The sequence below is a fragment of the Spirochaetia bacterium genome (assembly GCA_022482625.1).
GTDB lineage: Bacteria > Spirochaetota > Spirochaetia > Sphaerochaetales > Sphaerochaetaceae > Pleomorphochaeta.
In genome coordinates, this window is the sequence record JAKVOU010000001.1 from 1,990,135 (window position 1) to 2,011,497 (window position 21,363).

Here is a 21,363-nt window from a genome sequence, read left to right on the forward strand (position 1 = left end):
ATAGCCTTTTCAAGGCCAAAGCAAGTCTGTTTATTTCTTAATCATCCCCAGGTACCGGTTGGTCATCGACGTGCCTTCCTCCCTGCTCAGCTGCATCCTCATCGCTGCCCTTATCGCGTCCATGTTCTCGGGGATCACCACCGCCTCCTGCGGGATGTTGATCGCAAACATGATGTCCCGCCCGCTCTTCACTATCGACTCGTCCCATGCAGCTATCTCGTACATGTCACCCCTCGGGTGCCCAAGGTCCCTGGCGTACTTGAACAGCGACGCGTTGCCAAGGAACCCGTCCGCAAGCCGCACCACCCGGATCCTCGGGTGCGCCCCGAACAGCTCCAGCAGCTCCGGCTTGTCTATGTCGTCCTTCGGCGTCACCACCGCCGTGATGATGTGCCCGTGCGTCACCGGCGTGTGCACCAGGATCCCAGTCGCCTGCACGTGCGGCATGATCGTCATCAGGTCAAGCGCCTGGTGGCTGGGCGCAGGCGCCACCTGCAGCGCGTTCGTCAGCCCCCTGTGGTAGTCACCCGGGTCAGCCACCCGCCGGATGATCGTCACCGCAACCTTCTCCACCCCCACCGCACGGTCGATGCAGTCGATCGCACGGATCAGCCCCGTCGTGTTGCACGAGGTCAGCTTCAGGTAGTCCGCACCTATGCCCTTCTCGTAGTTCGCGTACCCGTGGAAGAAGATGTCAGCCACGTCGTTCTTCTCCCCTCCCTGGAACACCGCCTTGCGCCCGTACTTCTGGTACAGCTTCTTGTTCTGCGCACCTATGCCCGCGTTGGTCGCGTCCAGCATGATGTCCACCTTCCGCACCAGGTCCTCTAGCGTCCCGCTCACCGGGATCCCCTTCTCCTCAAGCAGCCCCGCCTTCTCCGGCGCCGCCGTGTACAGGTCGTAGGGCATCCCCTTCTCCTTCAGCGCCAGCACCGGCAGCGTCGGCGCCACGTCAGCCACCCCAACAAGCTCCATGTCGCCCTGCAGCGCCACCCCGTCGGCCAGCCGCTGCCCTATCGTCCCGTAGCCCGCTACGCCTACTCTCACTTTCCTGTCCATGTTATTTCCTCCTTAATATAATAGACTTCACACTTTAAAAAATAAAACAGTTGTTTTTCATAACTACTTTTCATCTGGAAAAAATCCATGCTCTTCCAGGGACCAATCATTTTCTCTTTCTATCATATTGTTTCCAGACCTGTTTCTAAGAATTCAAAGCACTTACATTGTTTGAAAACGATACCAATATATTTGTATATTCATTCACTGTTTTAGTCAAGTTCATATTTTAGTATAGTAACACTCTATTTATAATATAGGAAATAAATTGATAATTCATTTGACAAAACTTTACTCTGATGCGATTATAATATGGTATCGTTTTCAATAGTTTATTGTAAAACAAAATATGTAGGAATATTTCTGGCTCCTATCCACTCAGCAAGGAACCAGATCTGTCAAAACAAAATGCCGCATCCGGCCCTTTCCTGAAGGTTTCTGTATCGGTAGCAGAATTGCAAACAAAAAACCTAAGGAAAATTTGAATTCCAAAAAGACCAGATGCGGACATAAAATCAAAGGAGAATATGATGATTGGAATTGGTCTCATCGGAACAGGTGCAATGGGTGCACAGCATGCAAGAGACATTGCCAAAATGGCCGGAGCACAAATTGTTGCAATTGCAGATCCAAATAAAAAAAGTGTTGAAGAATTAGCCAATGATTTAGGAAACATCAAGCAATTCACAGATGGAAATGAACTTATTGATGACAAAGCCATCGATGCTGTGATTGTTGCTTCACCTGACCGCTTCCATGCCGGCTATGTATTGAAAGCCCTTCTGAAAGGAAAATTCGTTTTCTGTGAAAAACCTCTTGCCGATACCCCTGACGAAGCTTGGAAAATTGTCGAAGCAGAAAAGAATACAGGCAAACATTTAGTTTCCGTAGGTTTCAACAGACGTTTCGATCCACGTCATCTGGCAGTCAAAGAAAAAGTTGACAGCCAATTTTATGGGCGGCCCTTGCTTTGGAAGGGATTTCACCATAATGCAAGTGCCATGTATGATACGGATGGTTGCTTTATCCTTAACAACTCAGCCGGGCATGATGTTGACAGTGCCTCATGGATACTTGGTTCACACGTCAGGGCTGTCAATGTCAAAGGGTTGCGTTCACATGAAAATCTCGACAAGGATGCCAGGGACCTATTGGTTGTCAACATGGAAATGGAAAATGGAACACTTGCCGTTGCTGAGGTCTATGTAAATTGCCGTTACGGCTATGAAGTCGGTTTGGACGTAGTTTGCCAAGATGGTGTCATTTCCTTCCAACCGAAGGAACTTGTGACTATTCGGCACAGCGATTCAAACTCTTTGCTCATGAGTGATGATTTCCGAGGATATTTCATTGAATCATACAGGACAGAAATGGAAAAATGGATTGAAAGCATGGAAAAGGGAATTAGGTTCCCAGGTGCCAGTGCCTATGATGGATATCTTGCCATAGCAACGACATTTGCAGCCGGCAAATCCCTGATATCTGGAAAACCTGTTGAAGTCAAGCCAAGGGAATTGGAGGAAATTTGATGAAATTAGGTCTCGTTACTGATTCACTGGGGGAACTTTCATTTCCCCTGATGGTAGAAAAAGCGGCCTCATTGGGTATCGAATCACTTGAAATACCGACAGGTGGCTGGTCCCAGGCTCCACATATCGATATCGACAGCTTGCTTGAAAGTAAAAAGGAAAGAGACACCTATCTCCAAGTCATCCATTCAAATGGCTTGGAACTAGGTACACTCAACTGCTCGGGAAACCAACTTGCTCCGAACCCAAAAGGCAAAGAACACAATGAAAATATTGAGAAAACCTTTCAGCTGGCAAACTTGCTGGGAATAGAAAAAATCGTCATGATGAGTGGCCTTCCTGGAGGTTCTCCCCAGGATACCACAGCCACATGGATTACTACCAGCTGGCCTCCGGAAAACATACAAATCGAACGATGGCAATGGGAAGAAAGGATCCTACCATATTGGGAAAAACTTTCCAAGAAAGCAGAACAACTTGGAATTACACAGATTGCCCTTGAAAACCATGGTTGCCAAGCGGTGTATAATGCAGAAACATTGCAAAGGCTAAGAAAGGCAATCGGTCCCATAGTTGGAATGAACCTTGACCCAAGCCATCTGTTCTGGATGGGAGGAGACCCAATCCAAATGGCATATAATCTCAAAGGCATGATTTATCATGTCCATGCAAAGGATGTCAGAATTGAAACAGGAACGGCGACAGGCAATGGCCTTCTTGATACAAAGCCAATCGACAAATGGGCCCAAAGAAGCTGGAATTATGTTGCTGTCGGATATGGACATGACCAACTTTGGTGGAATACTTTCTTCACGGCTCTGAAAAAAGTCGGTTATGATGGCATGGTTTCGTTGGAAATGGAGGATATGTCAATGCCCCCTCTGACTGGAATTGAAAAATCCCTTGCAACAATAAAAGCAGCCATGCCGTGATTGCCTTTTGATTAAACATCCGTACCCGTTCAGTATCTGTATTCCCAATGGAAACATATAGAATCCATTTACGGCTTGCAGATATTGATCGGAACAAAATACTACCCGCTTCTTGATAAGAAACATAATAACAGATAGACAAGACTGATGATCAAGGAAAATTTTTAGTTGGACGTCCTAGACATACAAAAGCCAAGATAGCAAACCCAGTTTATAGATTACCAGATATCAGTTTCCACAGAAAATAAAATACAGACAGAATGATATTTTCGTTTTTGACATACCTTTCCCCTGTTACAAACCGGAATGCATATAAGCTGAAAAGAGCTTGCCTTACCTTTCTTTTTAAGATTATTGGCATTTAAGTTAAGATGGTATATGATGGGAACGATATCACGACAAATGCTTTAGTAGGATAGAAAAATGGTAAGTATTAGGGACGTAGCCAAGCAAGCAGGGGTTTCTGTTTCAACGGTATCACGGGTCATCAACAAAAAATCATGTGTAAGCACGGAAAAAAGGAATAAAATCCTTCGGATAATAAAGGAAACAGGCTACGTACCTAACCGAGCGGCAAGGGATATGGTATTGAAACAGACATCTACCATTGCCATTGTACTTCCAGCCACTTTCAATTTGTTTCAAAAGCAATTGTTTGCAGATATTGCCCATAACTTGGAAAAATTCGGATATCGCACCAGCTTCTATTTCGTCGAACAGAATCAGGAAGGAGAATCTACCTGTTTGCATAGGCTCAAGGGAGAGCGTCTGGATGGTATTATCCTTTTGAATGAGATTGCTCATCCAGAATTTCATGACTATTTGTCAAAAAACAATATTCCCACAGTAATCGTCACTTTTGAAAAGCCAGAATGGGAAGTAACAAGTATTCATATAAGTGAAGAAGATGCTGCTGATGCTGTAGTCAGCTACCTTATCAAACAAGGACATCGGAAAATTGCCTTGCTATGTGGCAGGAAATATTCTTTTGCTATCCAACGTCAACGTGGTTACTGCAGGGCATTAAAAAAAGCTGGTATTCCATATGATGAGAATCTTATTGTCTACATAGATTCATATAGCGTTTCCGACGGAATGGCCGGTATGAAAAAACTTCTTGATGAAAAAAGGGAATTCACGGCTTTATTTGCTATGACAGATGAATTGGCAATAGGTGCAATTCGACAACTGAAAGATGCTGGTTATGCAGTTCCCAAGGATATTTCAGTAGTTGGCTTCGATGGTATTGACATATCAGCCTACAGTATTCCCCGTCTGACGACTATTTTACAGCCTTTAAAAGAAATGGGTCAAATGTCAGCCACACTGATACATTCGCTGATTTGTAATAAAAAGCAACTGAATGTAAATATCGTCCTGCCTTTTACTTTGCGAGAAAGCGAATCAACAGCACCATTAGTTCATTGAAAATATTCTAATCCAACCAAAAAGGAGGATAGAAAGCCCCTACAGCTCTCCATCCCCCTTTTTTTGCCTTGGGATATTCATGGCACAGCAGGTGCCTACCTCTTTGCATGTTCCATGGCTTCGATCAGGGGCAGCTTCTTCCCTGACAGGAAGCGCACCATCGCACCCCCTGCCGTGCAGATGTACCCGATCCTGCTCATGTCAGTGAACCTTGCAGCTGCAGTCACCGAGTCGCCGCCGCCTATCACCGTGAAGCCCCTGCTTTCCTCCATGGCCTTCCACAGCTCCCGTGTCCCGTCCTCGAACCCGGCCTTCTCATAGATGCCCGCAGGCCCGTTCACGAACACCGTGCCGCTTCCGGCTATGGCTTTCCTGTACCGTGCTATCGTACGCTGCCCGATGTCGATGAAGTCCTCTTCCACAGGCAAATCGGCAACACCTATCTCCTGCCGTTTCCCTTCGCACTCATAGGCAAGGTCCTCCGGCACCTCGATCTTTCCGCCATACTTGCCCAGCAGGTCCTTCGCCTCGTCGACGAAGCCCAGCAGCCCCCTGTCAGACAGGAACTGCATCATCTTCCCGCCAAGGTCCTTCCCTCCGGCCATCAGGAACACCTCTCCCGTCACCCCGCACGTCAGGATGCGGTCGGCGCTCCCAGTCTTCAGCACCTGCCCCATCATCCCGAACGCGTCCGAGATCTTCGCGCCTCCCAGCACGAACGTCGACGGGTGCGCGGGGTGCTCCATGATCCTCGTCAGCGTGCTCACTTCCCTGAAGAACAGCGGCCCCGCCGCACTGGGCAGCAGCCGCTGGAACGCCACCATGCTCGGGCATTTCCTGTGCGCAGCCGAGAACGCCTCGTTCACGTACAGGTCGAAGTGCGGCGCAAGCGACCGCACCAGGTAGGTGCCCGCCATCTGCTCCGGCTCCAGCTTCACCACCGTCTCGAACACGGAGACCTCCTCGGTCAGGTAGCGCAGGTTCCCCAGCAGCACCGCTTCCCCGTCTTCCAGGGCCTCTACCTTCGCTATGGCAGCCGGCCCGCATACATCATCTATGTACGCCACAGGCCGCCCCAGCTTCTGGCTCAGCTTCTGCGCATGCTCCGCCATCGGGATCAGGTCCTGGTAGTCCAGCGTGTCCCCCTGGTGCGCGATGATACCTACCCGCGCCCCCTGCTCCAGCAGCCATCGCAGCGTCGGCACCGTCTTGTCCAGGCGGTTCTCGTTCACTATCCTCTTGGTCTCCGGGTCGATGGGGCTGTTGATGTCGCACCTCAGCAGCACCCGCCTGCCCTTCACCTCCATGTCCTCCATCGATGCAAAGCCCAGGCCGCTCATTTCTTTGCCATCCCCAGGTACCGGTTGGTCATCGACGTGCCTTCCTCCCTGCTCAGCTGCATCCTCATCGCTGCCCTTATCGCGTCCATGTTCTCGGGGATCACCACCGCCTCCTGCGGGATGTTGATCGCAAACATGATGTCCCGCCCGCTCTTCACTATCGACTCGTCCCATGCAGCTATCTCGTACATGTCACCCCTCGGGTGCCCAAGGTCCCTGGCGTACTTGAACAGCGACGCGTTGCCAAGGAACCCGTCCGCAAGCCGCACCACCCGGATCCTCGGGTGCGCCCCGAACAGCTCCAGCAGCTCCGGCTTGTCTATGTCGTCCTTCGGCGTCACCACCGCCGTGATGATGTGCCCGTGCGTCACCGGCGTGTGCACCAGGATCCCAGTCGCCTGCACGTGCGGCATGATCGTCATCAGGTCAAGCGCCTGGTGGCTGGGCGCAGGCGCCACCTGCAGCGCGTTCGTCAGCCCCCTGTGGTAGTCACCCGGGTCAGCCACCCGCCGGATGATCGTCACCGCAACCTTCTCCACCCCCACCGCACGGTCGATGCAGTCGATCGCACGGATCAGCCCCGTCGTGTTGCACGAGGTCAGCTTCAGGTAGTCCGCACCTATGCCCTTCTCGTAGTTCGCGTACCCGTGGAAGAAGATGTCAGCCACGTCGTTCTTCTCCCCTCCCTGGAACACCGCCTTGCGCCCGTACTTCTGGTACAGCTTCTTGTTCTGCGCACCGATGCCCGCGTTGGTCGCGTCCAGCATGATGTCCACCTTCCGCACCAGGTCCTCTAGCGTCCCGCTCACCGGGATCCCCTTCTCCTCAAGCAGCCCCGCCTTCTCCGGCGCCGCCGTGTACAGGTCGTAGGGCATCCCCTTCTCCTTCAGCGCCAGCACCGGCAGCGTCGGCGCCACGTCAGCCACCCCAACAAGCTCCATGTCGCCCTGCAGCGCCACCCCGTCGGCCAGCCGCTGCCCTATCGTCCCGTAGCCCGCTACGCCTACTCTCACTTTCCTGTCCATGTTATAGTCTCCTCATTCACTTGATAAAATTTTCTCAACAAAACCAGCCAATATCGAATCTGTCTTGATATCTTTCAGATGTTTTGAATTCTCATTACGTCCAAACTTCAACAAATTACGATAAGCTCCTACTACAGCATCCGTAGCAAGATCCGGGAGTACCACACCAGTATTCAGCACAAGATCAAATTCCATAGCCGGTGAATAGGCAGACCCCATCTCTGTTTCAAGGAAAGCCTTTCGAACCTTGTCATTTTCCTTAATCCGCTTCTGAGCTTCTTCCAAACTGATGTTGTGTTCAGCTTTCTTTCGCTTGACTCTTACATCAAAAGGTGCCGTCATCCGTACATTGAGTACATCGGCAAAGTCATTGAATATTTCAAAGCCACCACGGCCTACGATGACCACATTGTCATGTGCCCCAAGTGCTTCGACTGTCTTTACCAAAAAACTCAATGTCTGGAACCTCATGTTGTCATACCGTTCCCAAAATCCGGGATATTCATTGTAGATTTCCGTATAACGGCTAAAGCCATATTCCCTCATGATTGTGGAAATGGTCTCTTTCCCGACACACTTCATGCCAAGTTCCTTGGCAACTTGCCCGGCAATCAGTGTACCCAAACTTCCCATCTGCCTTGAAATCGTGATTACTCCCATTGGGTCCTCCTATTTGATATATCTAACCTCACTTACGGCAACAGGACGGCCTTCTTTCAACGATTTCGTTGCTGCCAGCGCTATTTCCACAGGTCGGATGGCATCATCGATACCGCATAGGGTCGGTTTGTCCCCAATTACCGAAGCCACAAAATCGCCCACTTCCCTTGCATAGGAATCCATATATCTGTCCAAGAAGAAATACAACGGCTTTTCACTGCTCACTGTATCTTTCGTACTTACTTCTACCAGGCTGGGCCTATCGTTTCCAACCATCGCGCAACCTTTCTCACCGAATACTTCCGTACGTTGATCATAGCCATACACAGCCTGTCTGGAGTTGTCTATTATGGCCAGTGCACCACCGGAAAGCTTCATGCTTACTACTGCAGTATCAACATCTCCGGCTTTGCCGATTCCTTCATCGATAAGGACTGCTCCGGTAGCATATACTTCTTCCACTTCCTGTCCGCTCAAATATCTGACCATGTCAAAGTCATGAATCATCATATCAAGGAAGATACCTCCGCTTACAGCAACATATGCAGGAGTCGGAGGAGCTGGATCCCTTGAAGTCACCTTTACAATATGAACCTTGCCGATCGTCCCGTTTTCAACCTGCTGTCTTACTGCCATATGGTTATGGTCAAAGCGCCTGTTAAATCCAATCTGGAACTTTACTCCGGATTTTCTGACAACTTCCATCGTCTCCGCTATGCGCTTCAGATCCGTATCTACCGGTTTTTCACAGAAGATATGCTTGCCGGCCTTTGCCGCTGCCTGAATCAACTGTGAGTGTGTATTCGTCGGAGAACAAATCAATACTGCATCAATATCCGAGGACTTGATGATTTCCTCTGGATCTGTAGGGGTATTCATGATACCCATGCCATGGCACCAATCCCTCAGCTTGTCATTCATGAACTTGTCTGCCAATGCAACGACCTTTGCAGACGGTACTCTTGTCGTGATGCTCGTGGCATGGACCTTGCCGATCCTGCCCCCTCCTATGATTCCTATCCTTAATGTTTCAGACATATTTTCCTCCTATAGCTGTGTATATTTCCGTATATACTTTCTTGCTTTCATAGCATATTCCAATGGATTGGCCTTTGCAGGATCCTGTTCTGCTTCGACAACCATCCATCCTTTGTAATCATGTGCTTCAAGAATCTTGAAAATCGATGGAAAATCAATCATTCCATCCCCAGGCACCGTAAAGGCTCCGGCTCTGACAGCTCCAAGGAAACTCAGGTGCTCCTTGTGTACTTTTTCGAGCATATCCTTCCGCACATCCTTCAGATGCACATGACCTACCCTACTGACAAAGCGTTCAAGGGCCTTGACGGGATCTTCTCCCGAGAAAGCGAAATGACCTGAATCGTAAAGGAGATATACATAGTCCGGATTTGTTGCATCAAGCAATCTTTCTGTCTCTGCAACCGTCTGGCAACCTGTACCCATATGATGGTGATAGCACAGCTTGAATCCTCTGTCCTTGGCAATCTTGCCGAGTTTGTTCAATCCTTCGGCAAGACGCTTCCATTCTTCAACAGAGAATGTCGGCTTTCCTTCAAAGATAGGAACATCCTGCTTTCCCTGGATGGTATTGCCCTGCTCAGCAGGACCGATGACATGGGCTCCCATTGCTTCAAGAAAATCCAATTGGCTTACAAAAGCCTTTTCGACCTCTCCATAGGACTGTGTCGTCAGATAAGCACTGAACCATTGGTTACAGATCTGCAGCCCCCGTAAATCCAACATAGGTTTGAGTACCTTTGGATCCTTCGGATATTTGTTACCGACTTCTGATCCGGTAAAACCTGCCAATGCCATTTCAGACACGCATTGTTCAAATGTATTTTCACCACCCAAATCCGGCAAATCGTCATTCGTCCATGCGATAGGGGCAATTGCCAGTTTTACTTTCTTTGCATCCATGATGCCGACCTCCTAGAATTTCCTAGCCTTGGCTATTTCACGGTCCATAGCCCGACGGGCATCTGTAACCGACTTCTTGTCACTTACCTGAGGCGTTCCGACACGCCACCATGAACCATAGCTACCTGTCATGGAATTTTCGTCTACTTTGATTTCTATCAAGGTAGACTTGTCTGACTCCTTGGCTTCCTTGAAAGCCTTCCTCACCTGCTCGCTGTCAGTACATCTCCATGCATTGCATCCATAGCCCTCTGCAATCTTTGCATAATCTACAGGTACAATCCTTCCGCCTGCATCAAGCCTGCCTGTCTCCGGGCTTCTGTAAGCAAGAGTACAGCCGAATTGAGGGATTCCCTGTGAACGTTGCAAATTATCTATACAACCGAAACTTGAGTTGTCAAAGAGTACAACATTAATTTTGATGCCATTTTCCAGAGCCGTCAGCAATTCACTGTGGCCCATCACAAAGGCCCCATCACCAACCAAAGCATACACCTCAACATCAGGACGCGCAATCTTTACTCCGACCGCAGCATTTATTTCATACCCCATGCAGGAGTAACCATACTCCATATGATAGGTATCAGTCTTCCGAGTCCGCCATACGCGCTGCAGATCTCCGGGCAATGATCCGGATGCACCGACTACGATTGCTTCTTTGTTCAGCAACTCTTCATTCATCAGGCCCAAAGCCCTCAGTTGCGAATAGCCGCCGCTGCCACCGGTTTCTGTGCTGTACAGACGGTCAACCTCATGCTCCCATTCCGCACGGGCTTCAGTTATCTCATCAGTATAGCTACTGTGATAACCTTTCTTCGAAAGCAATTTGTCCAGTCCGACAAGAGCCAGCTTTGCATCAGCCTTCAATATGTTCGCATTCATCTTGTACAAATCAAAATCACACACATTGATTGAAAGCAGTTTCATGTCGGGATTCTTGAATAGCCATTTTGAGGATGTAGTAAAATCTGTCAATCTAGAACCTACAGATATGACCAGGTCCGCTGCACTGGCAATTTTGTTTGCAGCAGATCCTCCGGTCACTCCCAGTCCACCGAGATTCATCGAATCATCCCAAACCACAGAAGATTTTCCTGCCTGGGTCTCACCGAACGGAATACCGAAGGTATTTGCAAATCGCGAAAATTCCTTGCCGGCTTCTGAATATTTTACACCGCCGCCACAAATCAACATCGGTTTTTTTGAGGCAGTGATTAGAGCCGCTGCGCGCTCAAGAGCACTTTCTGACGGAATGGTACGTTCAATATGATGTATTCTCTTTTCAAAGAACTCAACAGGATAATCATAAGCCTCTCCCTGTACATCCTGAGGTAAGGCAAGGCATACGGCACCGGTATCGCTGGGAGAAGTCAATACTCGCATTGCATTGAGCAACGCAGTCATTGCCTGTTCTGGGCGTGCAATCCGATCCCAATATCTGCATACAGCCCTGAATGCATCGTTTGTCGTTATATTGCAGGAATCAAATTGCTCTATCTGCTGCAAAACAGGATCAGGTTGTCTACAGGCAAATGTATCTCCCGGCAGCAGAAGTACCGGTATCCTGTTTGTCGTTGCGAGTGCTGCTGCCGTTACCATATTGGCAGCACCGGGTCCCACAGAAGTGGTCACCGCCATAATTTTCCTGCGATGGTTCTGTTTGGCATAGCCAATAGCGGCATGTGCCATTCCTTGTTCATTGCAGCCTTTGTAAAAGTTCAGCCCATGGTTCTTTTCCTGCAGAGCTTCTCCGATTCCCAGTACACATCCATGTCCGAAAATACCGAAGACTCCCGTTACGAACTTGGTTACCTCACCATCAAATTCCACATATTGGTTGTCCAGGAATCTTACGACTGCCTGTCCCATAGTAAGTCTGATTGTGTCGCCCATGCTTTTTCTCCTATTGTTTTTCGTACTTTCGCTCCGGCCAGACCTTCACGTCCTTCTCCAGCAGCCACTGGTGCTCCTTGCGGTAGTAGCGCGTCGTCGGCAGCCAGCGGTCGTCCTTCAGGTGCGGGATCATCCAGATGTAGTACATCGCATACCCCGGCGCAGCCACCTGCGAGTGCGTGTGCCCCGGGTAGATCAGCGACGTGTCCCCGTCGTGCACGATCGTCGCCTCGTCCTCAAGCAGCGACACCCCGAAGCCCTGCCTCGGGAACATCCGGTAGTAGTACACCTCAGGCTGCGGGTGGTCGTGCGGCGGGTAGGAGGACCACTTGCCAGGGTGGTTGATCACCTCCCCTAGCACCATGTTCGAGTACGGCGCGCTCTGCCCGTCGAACACCGTCCGCACCGACCTTCTGGAGGTGTCCCCCAGCGTCCCCTCACCGAAGATGTCCGTACGTATGTCCTCCGGCTTATAGAGCACCGACGGGAACCGCTTTTCGTTCTCGCACCGCTCCACGCACACCTCGCTGTCCTCCAGCGCCACAAGCTTCACCGCAACCCCGGCGGCCACCTGCAGGCATATGGGCGCCTGGTCGAACGGCGAGCTCCTCTCCGCCGTGTACACCCGGTCCTCCCATGCGTAGGTCAGCTTCCCTTCCACCAGCATGAACGCCCGCTCGCGCCCCAGGCTGCAGCTGTACTCCTCCCCCTTGCCAAGCTTCAGGATCCCGAAGTCCAGCATCAGCTCACGGTAGGCCCCGTCCAGCTCCGTGATCGGGTTGTACCCCCCGTGCATCTCTTTCTTCTTTATCACCATAACTCTGCCTCGAAAATATATATTTACTGAATCAATAGCTTAAGTTCCAATTTTATGAAAACGGTACCAATTAAATCATAAACCCCAAAAGCTCATATTACAAGATAAAAATTCAGCTTATTTCGAATTTGTAACTGATACTTAGTTTGCCGTTTTACCTATAATTATTGGAAAGGTTTTCAAACGCTTTATCCAATAAATCTGCTTCTTTAAGAATCTATTGCCTTCTTTTTCACAACATAGCAACCAAAGCTACATTTAATTTACTCTATCATAGAAAAGAAACTTCCAAAAATGAAAATTCCTGCAGAAATGCCGATAGCAGATATCATCACCACCAGCGTTCAACAGGCATTTTTCAAATAGAATAACCAGTGGAAAGCCAAGACCTTCCACTGGTAAAACTCACCATTTATTTCTGAAGTTTGTCCAAAGCTGCCTGTGCATTTTCCTTGGTAATGATTTCTATGCCAGAATCAATAGTTTTGTCAAACTTTTCGCCTTTAATAGCCTTGACGGCATATTCAATGCCAAGTTTACCCATTGCTTCCGGTTTCTGAGCAACTGTTGCAAACATTTCGTCTTTGAGAATGGACTGAATGGCAGATTTGTTGCCATCAAAACCGACGACCTTGGCAGGAACCTTGGCCTGTGCACATGCTCTCTGGGCTCCAAGAGCCATTTCGTCATTGGCACAGAATACAATATCAACATTGCTGGTAGTCTGAAGGACATTCTGCATGACATTGAAGCCTTTTTCTTTGTCAGAATATCCTGGCTGGCGAGAAACAATCTTGAAGCCGGCTTTCTTGAAGACTTCTTCAGCACCATTAGCGCGATCAGTACAAGTCGGATTGCCAGGAGCACCTTCAATAATCACAACACTACCGATCTTACCGTTCATCTGCTTGACCATGAATTCAGCACCTTCCTTACCTGCTTCATAGTTTGCAGTTCCAATGAAACAGTTATAGTTTGTGAAATCACTGGGCATAGGGGAATCGATGATAATTACCGGAACACCATTGCTCATGGCCTTGTTTATAACCCGTTCGGCCGTTGTCGGCTGTGAAGGTGAAAACACCAATGCATCCGGCTTATTTGCCAAAGAATCTTCAACCATGTTGATCTGCTGGACGACAGCATCTTCAGTCGGAGGACCAAGCTTGGTTACCTCTACGCCTAATTCCTTTGCTGCATCATCACATCCGGACGCTACACGTTGCCAATACTCACTGCTCAGAGTTTTCAGAACGACAGCGACCTTCAGGGTCTTCTGACCTTCGCTACCTGTTGCAGACTCTTCACTGCCCTGGGCAAATGCCACCGATGGTACCAAAAGTGCCAAAGACAACAAAACCATACCTACCTTTTTCATTTCATTTCCTCCTTCATGTAGTTGAAATGACTATTTTCCTTCGGTATTACATACCGAAAAACTTATTCTTATTTTTTCTCGCTCATATGCTTGAGAACATCGACATATACCGCCAGGATGATTACGCCGCCGATGACAACGGTCTGCATGTTTGCATTGACATTGAGCAAATTCAAACCGTTGCGAAGCACAGAGATGATAAGCACACCAATCAAAGTATTCTGGATTTCACCGACACCTCCGGCGAAAGAAGAACCTCCGATGATTACTGCAGCAATTGAATCAGTATCATAGTCCTTGCCTGCAAGAGGATAAGCGGAATCAACTCGGCCTACCAAGACGATACCAGCAAGTGCAGCAAAGAAACCGGACAATGAATAAACGGTCATAAGCACTCTTCCAGTATTGATACCTGAGAGCCTCGCTGCTTCAATATTACCACCTACAGCATATATATACCTGCCAGTTTTAGTCCTATTCATAAAAAGATACATAATTACATAGACTACTATTACGAGAATAACAGACACAGGAAGCAAACCCAGAGATGTTTCACCAAGGAAAAGTACAGGCTTCGGGAATCCATTTATAGGCAATGTTCCCGTAACCAAAAGAGCCAAGCCTGCACCTATCATCTTGGTACCGATAGTTGAAATGAAAGGATGGGGCAATCTCAGTTTGGTCAGCAATACTGCGTTGAAAAAACCAAACAAAGTACCCATTCCCAAGCAAGCCAACATAGCAATGAAGGGATTTGCCTGCAGGTTGACGGCAACGATACCCATAATCATGATTGACAATGCCAAACAGGAACCAATGGACAAATCGATGCCGGCTGTAAGAATAGCCAGGAACTGCCCAACCGAATAAATTGCAATAAGGGACGCCTGGGACAGTACATTGCTCAAATTTGAAAGTGATAAGAATCTCGGGGTAGCAATTGCAATAACGACACATAGCAGCAAAAGGCTCATCAAGATACCCATATTACTGCCCTTTTTCAGAATTTTCCTTATTACAGAAGTGCCCCCTGTTGCCTTCTTTTCCTCCGTTGCCATATCATATCCTCCTAAAGCACGACCGGCTGATTTTTTTTCAACGATTCATTTATAGCCTTTGCAATTGCCATGGAAGCAACACCATCAGCTACTCCTACTCTGGCCTCTTTCTTACCAGCCAGCACATCAGTGACAAAAATTTGCATTTCATTCAAATAAGCATCCCTGAAGCGTTCAAGGAAACCGGGGAGTGTATTGACTGACATAGCATGGGGGGACAGGACAACTGTTGGATCCTGCTTAAGCTGTCCGACAAAAGTCGCCCCTTGCTCACAGACTATTTCAGTCCGTATATCATAACCATAGCTTGCATTTCTGCTCACTTCCAGAGTTGCAATCTTATCATTCTCAAACAAAATGGATATTGAAGCATGGTCAATATCACCGATTTCTCCCAATTGTGGATAAAGGAGAACCCCACCTCTTGCATAGACTTCTTTTGCTTCACAACCAAAAAACCAACGGCAAAGGTCTATGTCATGGATTGCCATATCAAATACCAATCCTCCTGAATGTTTTGCAAATTCAATCGGAGGACAACCGGGATCCCGGCCAATAGCCAAAATTGAAATAGGAGCTCCCAGTTTTCCACTTTCAATAGTCTTTTTAGCAGTCATATAACCTGCATCAAACCTTCTCATGAACCCCAATTGGACAAAAGCTTGCTTTTCCTGCTGAAGATCCTGCAAAGCTTTTGCTTCTGCCAAATCCAGAGAAAGAGGTTTCTCACAGAAAATCTTTTTACCAGCAAGTATTGCATCTCTCAGGCAGATAGCATGCATCGAGGTTGAAGAAGCAATGCAGACTGCTTCAATTTCCTCATCCGCGAGCATTTCCTTATAGTTTGTATAGGCCTTCACTTTTGGAAAAACTGATACAAACTTGTCAAGGGCTGCCGTCGACACATCAGATACGGCAACAAGTTCAGCTTCTGGAATATTTGCTGCCAAATTCGTTGCATGACGAGTCCCCAATCTTCCCAGACCGATTACGCCACATTTAACCTTTTTCATTTATTTCCTCTTATTTTGCTTTCAAACCTGATGCTGCATACATGATTTTTTCTTGGGTAAATTCAGGACGAGCAAATTTACCTGTTATTGCTCCCTCATGCATAACAATAATTCGGTCCGCCATCCCCATGCATTCATCCATTTCAGAACTGACCATAATCACAGCCTTACCACTTTCAAGCAATGCATTGATAAGGTTGTAAACTTCAATTTTTGCTCCGACATCAATGCCACGGGTAGGTTCATCAATAATGAAAATATCTGCATGTGAAAGAAGCCATTTTGCAATAACGACCTTTTGCTGGTTACCACCGGAAAGGGAACTGGCAAGCGTATCTATCTTCGGAACCTTGATTCTCATATCCTTGACAGCTTTTTCCGTATCCTTGCGACATTTTTCAACATTGAGCCACCCTTTTTTTGTATAGCTAGGCAAAGCAACCAACGTCGAATTGAACTCAACAGAACGGAGAAGAATCAAGCCTTGGGCTTTTCTGTCTTCAGTCAAAAAGGCAATCCCTGCCGATATAGAATCCTTTGGGTTCTTAATCTTTACTTTTTGTCCTCTGACAAAAACTTCTCCGGATGTAATCAGATCTGCTCCGGTGACGCCTCGCATTACTTCTGTTCTGCCAGCTCCGACAAGCCCTGCAAAACCAAGCAATTCACCTGCATATGCCGTAAAACTGACGTCATGGTATACACCCTTATGGGTCAACCCCTTGACTTCCAACAATGGTTCTCCCTTTGTAAAAGTTTTCTTTGGATATTTCTGTTTGATGTCATGGCCAACCATCATGGAAACCATCTGGTCAATACTTACTTCAGAAATAGGAATGGAATCCTTGACAAGGCATCCATCCCGCAGGACAGTCAGACTATCGCAAACGGATTTTATCTCTGCCAACCTATGGGAAATAAAGATAATAGTAACCCCCATCTGTTTCAGTTTACCAATGATCTTAAACAATTCGGAAGTTTCTTTTTCAGAAAGAGCAGCTGTCGGTTCATCCATGATGACCAATTTTGCATTGGTTCGTACCGCTTTGCAAATCTCTATCATCTGTCTGGTTCCGACTCCGAGTTTTCTTAATTCAGTACGGGGATCTACATGCAAATTAAATTCTTTAAGAAGTTCAACAGCTACTTCCAATTGCTTTTCGCGATTGATAATACCTTTCTGTAGCTCAATTTCCCTTCCCAAAAAAAGATTTTCCATGACTGACATATAAGGAACCTGTTGCAATTCCTGATAAATACAGGCAATACCCAATTCCATTGATTTTGCCGGAGTCAGGGAAGAAAAACTCTGCCCATTAAAAATGATTTTTCCTGAAGTCGGGGCATGCGCTCCTGCCAGTGCTTTTATGAGAGTAGATTTCCCTGCACCATTTTCTCCGATGAGACCTCGGACTTCACCTTCTTGAACCTTGATACTGACCTTATCCAACGCTGTAACACCTGGATAAATTTTTGTAATTTCATCAAGTTCAAGCAATGTCTTACCACTACTCACAACCCTCCTCCTTTTATTTCCAACAAACCGGGCTCTGAAGTACAAACCTCAAAGCACATTTTAAAAGTCCAGTTCTACACCTCCGAAAAAAACTGAAAACGTTACCAATAATCATATATTTACCCCAGAAATCCGAAGTCGTCAAGAAAAAATTAAAAAATCTTTTTTATCGATAATAAATTATCTTATTTTTTAAAAATATGTATTTTACAAAACATAAGGCAGAAAAAAAATTTATAATACTTTTATTAAGCAATTAAAAAGAATACATATATAGCGTGTAAAAGTTGATTAATATTTTGCTTTCATATTTTGTATTCTAAGACAAAATTTCTCAATATTGTTGTTAAAAATACTATATTCAAGTTTCATTTAAAATATGAAATCTTATTCAATAATATTTATATCCATTATAATATACATATAATTATAAATTTTATATGAAATTATTTTTTTAAATAAAAATTTAAAAATAACAAATTCATATATAAGGAAAATAAAGAATTATTTTCTCTTTATGACAAATTATCACACATTACAGAAAATAACATAAGCCCATAGTAATTCAATTCATTTGGTATACATCTACGATACCACTACATATAGTGTTAATAAATATCTCTTCTTTTTTACATTTTATTGTTTTGTCTTTTTCATATATTTTTTTTTGCAAAAAAACATTTATTTAAAATCCTAATACAAACACAGAAATCCTTGAAATTTTCCCTTTTTTCTCTTTGGAACCGTTTCTATTTTTTCTTGAATTCTTGCTTTATTTTCTTTACCACAGGATTATTTTCGGCTATCATAGCAACATGAAGCAGATTACAATAAAGGACATTGCGAAGCAGGCCGGTGTAAGTATATCGACGGTTTCACGGTGTCTGAATGATAGCCCGATGGCGAACAGCAAGACAAAGGAACGTGTATTGCAGATTGCTGATGAACAGGGTTTTGAATTCAATGCAGGAGCCCGTTCCCTGGTAAAATGTGAAACAAAGACAATCGGCATAGTCTTGCCAAAAAACTTCAGCGACATTTCTGTCAACGTCTATCACAGCCAGTTGCTCAACGACATACAGACAAATATCCAAGAAAAAGGTTTCGATCTGCTCCTTACCTATGAGTTCAATGATATCACGGGCAAAAATAATATTATCAGACTTGTGTCGACCAACAAAGTTGACGGTCTGATCATGGTAGTCGAAACTTTGGATAAAAAAACCAAAAAATTCCTCGAATCTGCCGATATTCCCATAGTCTATTGTCATTATCCACCGAATCCGGAAGAGGATACGAAGAGAGATATGATTTACACTGACCACTTCCACGGAGGGTATCTGGCAGCAACAGCACTTATCAGAAACGGTTGTACGAGCCTTACTTTTATCGGAGATATCGACGATCATATCGAATTCAATTTGCGATATGAAGGTTTCATGGCAGCAGCAAACAAATATCATTGCAAGGTACTTGCCTTGGAATGCAAAAGGACACAGGAAGATGCAAAGCAACTGGTTCTTCATGAATATAAACGAATCATGGAAACACAAGCTGTTTTTGCCATCAGTGACCTTCTGGCAATAGGAGCCATGACCGCCTTGCAACAAAAAGGAATCAATATACCGCAGGATATCAGTATCCTTGGTTATGATGACAGTGAATTCTGCAGGATGTTTACGCCTATGTTGTCCACCATACACCAACCAAAGGAAGATTTGGCCTTCATGACCTGTGAACGTCTGTTCTTTCTGATAAGAAAAAACAAAAAAGGAGAGTCTTCCCGGCCGAAACATATAAGCATCCAACCTATTTTGGTCGAAAGGCAATCAACAGCAAAAAGAAATTGACAATTACTCCTTTTATTGCATCGGCCGAAGGGTAATTATGGAAAATTTATAGTAACCGATTTTGATATTATTAAAAAAAACATGCAATATGGAGAGCATCTGACCAGTTTTTTTACAACTCAATTGAATTATATTTGTCATAAAGTACGTATAATCAGTAGTTATAGACGAAAATTTGCAATATCAAAAATTTTGTTATAACTTCCTGTTTCTGCTCCTTGAAAAAACTCTCCAAAACAAATCTAATGGTAAGTGGATAAGACAACGGTGTCTGCTAACAGGCAAATACCGTTGTTTTTTTATCCAAGGAGCATCAGCAATGGGAAACATTATCAGTTTTGAACACTTGAATATGCGTTATGGAGACTTGGAAGTACTCAAGGATATTACGCTCTCTTTGGCAGAGGGCTCAAAAACTGTCATTATCGGACCTTCAGGATCTGGGAAAAGTACAATGCTCCGTTGCATGAATCTCTTTGAAAGGCCACAGAAGGGAAAGGTAATCGTCGATGGTGTCGATCTGATGAACCTGAAATCAAAACAATTATGCCAAGTAAGACAATCAATGGGAATGGTATTTCAATCCTTCAACCTTTACCCACACCTGACTGTATTGGATAACTTGACCCTTGCATGCAGGATTTTGAAAAAAGAAAAAAAGGAACAGGCAGAAAAACGGGCCATGCAACATCTTGAAGCCGTTGGATTGGCTGAGAAAAGGGACAGTTATCCTTCCCAGCTTTCAGGAGGACAACAGCAAAGGGTCGCCATTGCAAGAGCACTGACTATGGAACCTAAAGTACTGTTATTCGACGAACCGACCAGTGCGTTGGATCCTGAAATGATCAGTGAAGTGCTGGATATCATGCAGAAGGTTGCACAACAGAACATCACAATGGTTGTGGTAACCCATGAAATGGGTTTTGCCTCAAATATTGCAGATAGGGTCCTTTTCTTGGATCAGGGTGTCATATCTGAAGATGGAACCCCTGAAGAAGTTTTTAATCATCCAAAGCATGAAAGGACAAAACAGTTCCTGTCAAAGATTCTTAAAAGCGCGTAGTAAGGCTGTCTTTTCAAGACAGACAAGTCAATACCTTAGGAGAGGGAAAAATATGAAAAAAATCATTGCAATCGGAGCGATGGCTCTGCTGTCAGCAGTAGCACTTTTTGCAAACGGAACAACCGAAACAGCACCAAAAACCGAAGTTGACAAAATCAAGGCCAGGGGCGTCTTTACTGTCGGGTGTAAGGAAGATGTACCTAATTTCGGATATAAGAATATCCAGACCGGCAAGGTAGAAGGATTTGAAATAGACTTGGCAAACAAGATCGGTGAAAAGATTCTTGGGCCAAATCCAAAGATTGATTTTGTCGGAGTTACAGCAAAAACGAGAGGGCCTTTGCTTGATACAGGTGAACTCGATGCAGTCGTAGCAACTTTCACGGTGACCGATGAAAGAAGGAAAAGCTGGGATTTCTCTGATATCTATTATGTCGATTCCGTTGCAGTCATGGTAAAGAAAAGCAATGGATTTAAATCCTTCAAGGATCTTGATGGAAAAACAATAGGTGTTGCCCAATCCTCAACGACCAAGAAAAGCTTGGAAGCAGAAGCACAGAAAGAAGGCATTACACTCAAGTATAGCGAATTTGCCACATATCCTGAAATCAAAGTTGCCCTTGACTCTGGAAGAATTGATGCCTTCAGCGTTGATCTTTCGATCCTTGCAGGTTATATGGAAGATTCCTGTATGTTGCTTCCAGAACGTTTTGCACCCCAGCAGTATGGTGCAGCTGTCAAGAAGGGTAATGCAGCATTGCTGAAAGTAATCAATGATACAATCGAGGAACTCAAAGCAAGCGGAGAATTGGACAAGATGCAGGAAAACTGGCATCTCAAATAAACTGTCCGTCATAAGCA

Annotated in this window: 18 protein-coding genes; 6 read left to right on the forward strand and 12 right to left on the reverse strand. The window is 45.9% G+C overall.

Annotated features, from left to right (window positions below; translation table 11 throughout):
• Positions 1 to 30: 30 nt before the first annotated feature.
• A complete protein-coding gene (locus tag LKE40_09015) occupies positions 31 to 1,059 on the reverse strand; it encodes a type II glyceraldehyde-3-phosphate dehydrogenase (GenBank protein MCH3917587.1) in 1,029 nt (342 codons plus the stop codon).
• Between the two features lie 530 nt (positions 1,060 to 1,589).
• Between LKE40_09015 and LKE40_09020 the strand changes: the two genes are divergently transcribed.
• The 3 genes from LKE40_09020 (at position 1,590) to LKE40_09030 (ending at position 4,948) form a co-directional block, all read left to right on the forward strand.
• Complete coding sequence (locus tag LKE40_09020) at positions 1,590 to 2,588, forward strand: Gfo/Idh/MocA family oxidoreductase (protein MCH3917588.1); 999 nt, start codon at positions 1,590 to 1,592, stop codon at positions 2,586 to 2,588.
• On the forward strand, positions 2,588 to 3,520 hold the full coding sequence (locus tag LKE40_09025) for a sugar phosphate isomerase/epimerase (GenBank protein MCH3917589.1): 933 nt from the start codon (positions 2,588 to 2,590) through the stop codon (positions 3,518 to 3,520). The genes LKE40_09020 and LKE40_09025 overlap by 1 nt, the downstream gene beginning before the upstream one ends.
• Positions 3,521 to 3,943: 423 nt before the next feature.
• A complete protein-coding gene (locus tag LKE40_09030) occupies positions 3,944 to 4,948 on the forward strand; it encodes a LacI family transcriptional regulator (GenBank protein ID MCH3917590.1) in 1,005 nt (334 codons plus the stop codon).
• A gap of 95 nt (positions 4,949 to 5,043) precedes the next feature.
• On the opposite strand, the gene pgk is transcribed toward LKE40_09030, so the two are convergent.
• The 11 genes from pgk to LKE40_09085 form a co-directional block, all read right to left on the reverse strand.
• Entirely contained in the window at positions 5,044 to 6,288 is a 1,245-nt protein-coding gene (pgk, locus tag LKE40_09035) for a phosphoglycerate kinase (protein ID MCH3917591.1), read from the reverse strand.
• A complete protein-coding gene (locus LKE40_09040) occupies positions 6,285 to 7,313 on the reverse strand; it encodes a type II glyceraldehyde-3-phosphate dehydrogenase (protein ID MCH3917592.1) in 1,029 nt (342 codons plus the stop codon). Before LKE40_09040 ends, pgk begins: the two co-directional genes overlap by 4 nt.
• 12 nt (positions 7,314 to 7,325) lie before the next feature.
• Positions 7,326 to 7,973, reverse strand: a complete 648-nt coding sequence (locus LKE40_09045; GenBank protein MCH3917593.1) for a cytidylate kinase-like family protein — start codon at positions 7,971 to 7,973, stop codon at positions 7,326 to 7,328.
• Positions 7,974 to 7,982: 9 nt separating this feature from the next.
• Positions 7,983 to 9,011 carry an inositol 2-dehydrogenase gene (gene iolG, locus LKE40_09050; protein ID MCH3917594.1) on the reverse strand — a complete coding sequence of 343 codons (1,029 nt, stop codon included), beginning with the start codon at positions 9,009 to 9,011 and terminating at the stop codon, positions 7,983 to 7,985.
• A gap of 9 nt (positions 9,012 to 9,020) precedes the next feature.
• Positions 9,021 to 9,917 carry a myo-inosose-2 dehydratase gene (gene iolE / locus LKE40_09055; GenBank protein MCH3917595.1) on the reverse strand — a complete coding sequence of 299 codons (897 nt, stop codon included), beginning with the start codon at positions 9,915 to 9,917 and terminating at the stop codon, positions 9,021 to 9,023.
• A 9-nt stretch (positions 9,918 to 9,926) separates the two neighbouring features.
• A complete protein-coding gene (gene iolD, locus LKE40_09060; GenBank protein MCH3917596.1) occupies positions 9,927 to 11,807 on the reverse strand; it encodes a 3D-(3,5/4)-trihydroxycyclohexane-1,2-dione acylhydrolase (decyclizing) in 1,881 nt (626 codons plus the stop codon).
• 10 nt (positions 11,808 to 11,817) lie between these two features.
• Positions 11,818 to 12,624, reverse strand: coding sequence for a 5-deoxy-glucuronate isomerase (locus LKE40_09065; GenBank protein MCH3917597.1), 807 nt, complete (start codon positions 12,622 to 12,624; stop codon positions 11,818 to 11,820).
• A 412-nt stretch (positions 12,625 to 13,036) separates the two neighbouring features.
• Positions 13,037 to 14,002, reverse strand: a complete 966-nt coding sequence (locus LKE40_09070; GenBank protein ID MCH3917598.1) for a sugar ABC transporter substrate-binding protein — start codon at positions 14,000 to 14,002, stop codon at positions 13,037 to 13,039.
• Between the two features lie 68 nt (positions 14,003 to 14,070).
• Positions 14,071 to 15,060 (reverse strand): ABC transporter permease, encoded by a 990-nt coding sequence (locus tag LKE40_09075; protein MCH3917599.1) that lies wholly within the window; start codon positions 15,058 to 15,060, stop codon positions 14,071 to 14,073.
• Positions 15,061 to 15,071: 11 nt separating this feature from the next.
• The gene (locus LKE40_09080) at positions 15,072 to 16,073 is read right to left on the reverse strand and encodes a Gfo/Idh/MocA family oxidoreductase (protein ID MCH3917600.1); all 1,002 of its coding nucleotides are present in this window, start codon (positions 16,071 to 16,073) and stop codon (positions 15,072 to 15,074) included.
• 10 nt (positions 16,074 to 16,083) lie between these two features.
• On the reverse strand, positions 16,084 to 17,589 hold the full coding sequence (locus LKE40_09085) for a sugar ABC transporter ATP-binding protein (protein ID MCH3917601.1): 1,506 nt from the start codon (positions 17,587 to 17,589) through the stop codon (positions 16,084 to 16,086).
• 815 nt (positions 17,590 to 18,404) lie between these two features.
• Between LKE40_09085 and LKE40_09090 the strand changes: the two genes are divergently transcribed.
• From LKE40_09090 to LKE40_09100, 3 genes are all read left to right on the forward strand, one after another.
• Entirely contained in the window at positions 18,405 to 19,439 is a 1,035-nt protein-coding gene (locus LKE40_09090; GenBank protein MCH3917602.1) for a LacI family transcriptional regulator, read from the forward strand.
• 328 nt (positions 19,440 to 19,767) lie between these two features.
• A complete protein-coding gene (locus tag LKE40_09095; GenBank protein MCH3917603.1) occupies positions 19,768 to 20,502 on the forward strand; it encodes an amino acid ABC transporter ATP-binding protein in 735 nt (244 codons plus the stop codon).
• Positions 20,503 to 20,554: 52 nt separating this feature from the next.
• Complete coding sequence (locus LKE40_09100) at positions 20,555 to 21,346, forward strand: transporter substrate-binding domain-containing protein (GenBank protein ID MCH3917604.1); 792 nt, start codon at positions 20,555 to 20,557, stop codon at positions 21,344 to 21,346.
• Positions 21,347 to 21,363 lie beyond the last annotated feature (17 nt).

What these genes read in the sequence shown, in the direction of transcription:
- iolG (MCH3917594.1), bottom strand. Translation starts at nt 9,011, where the DNA reads ATGTCTGAAACATTAAGGATAGGAATCATAGGAGGGGGCAGGATCGGC.
- LKE40_09040 (MCH3917592.1), bottom strand. Translation starts at nt 7,313, where the DNA reads ATGGACAGGAAAGTGAGAGTAGGCGTAGCGGGCTACGGGACGATAGGG.
- LKE40_09080 (MCH3917600.1), bottom strand. Translation starts at nt 16,073, where the DNA reads ATGAAAAAGGTTAAATGTGGCGTAATCGGTCTGGGAAGATTGGGGACT.
- LKE40_09020 (MCH3917588.1), top strand. Translation starts at nt 1,590, where the DNA reads ATGATTGGAATTGGTCTCATCGGAACAGGTGCAATGGGTGCACAGCAT.
- LKE40_09030 (MCH3917590.1), top strand. Translation starts at nt 3,944, where the DNA reads ATGGTAAGTATTAGGGACGTAGCCAAGCAAGCAGGGGTTTCTGTTTCA.
- LKE40_09025 (MCH3917589.1), top strand. Translation starts at nt 2,588, where the DNA reads ATGAAATTAGGTCTCGTTACTGATTCACTGGGGGAACTTTCATTTCCC.
- pgk (MCH3917591.1), bottom strand. Translation starts at nt 6,288, where the DNA reads ATGAGCGGCCTGGGCTTTGCATCGATGGAGGACATGGAGGTGAAGGGC.
- LKE40_09090 (MCH3917602.1), top strand. Translation starts at nt 18,405, where the DNA reads ATGAAGCAGATTACAATAAAGGACATTGCGAAGCAGGCCGGTGTAAGT.
- LKE40_09065 (MCH3917597.1), bottom strand. Translation starts at nt 12,624, where the DNA reads ATGGTGATAAAGAAGAAAGAGATGCACGGGGGGTACAACCCGATCACG.
- LKE40_09100 (MCH3917604.1), top strand. Translation starts at nt 20,555, where the DNA reads ATGAAAAAAATCATTGCAATCGGAGCGATGGCTCTGCTGTCAGCAGTA.
- LKE40_09070 (MCH3917598.1), bottom strand. Translation starts at nt 14,002, where the DNA reads ATGAAAAAGGTAGGTATGGTTTTGTTGTCTTTGGCACTTTTGGTACCA.
- LKE40_09045 (MCH3917593.1), bottom strand. Translation starts at nt 7,973, where the DNA reads ATGGGAGTAATCACGATTTCAAGGCAGATGGGAAGTTTGGGTACACTG.
- iolD (MCH3917596.1), bottom strand. Translation starts at nt 11,807, where the DNA reads ATGGGCGACACAATCAGACTTACTATGGGACAGGCAGTCGTAAGATTC.
- LKE40_09015 (MCH3917587.1), bottom strand. Translation starts at nt 1,059, where the DNA reads ATGGACAGGAAAGTGAGAGTAGGCGTAGCGGGCTACGGGACGATAGGG.
- LKE40_09075 (MCH3917599.1), bottom strand. Translation starts at nt 15,060, where the DNA reads ATGGCAACGGAGGAAAAGAAGGCAACAGGGGGCACTTCTGTAATAAGG.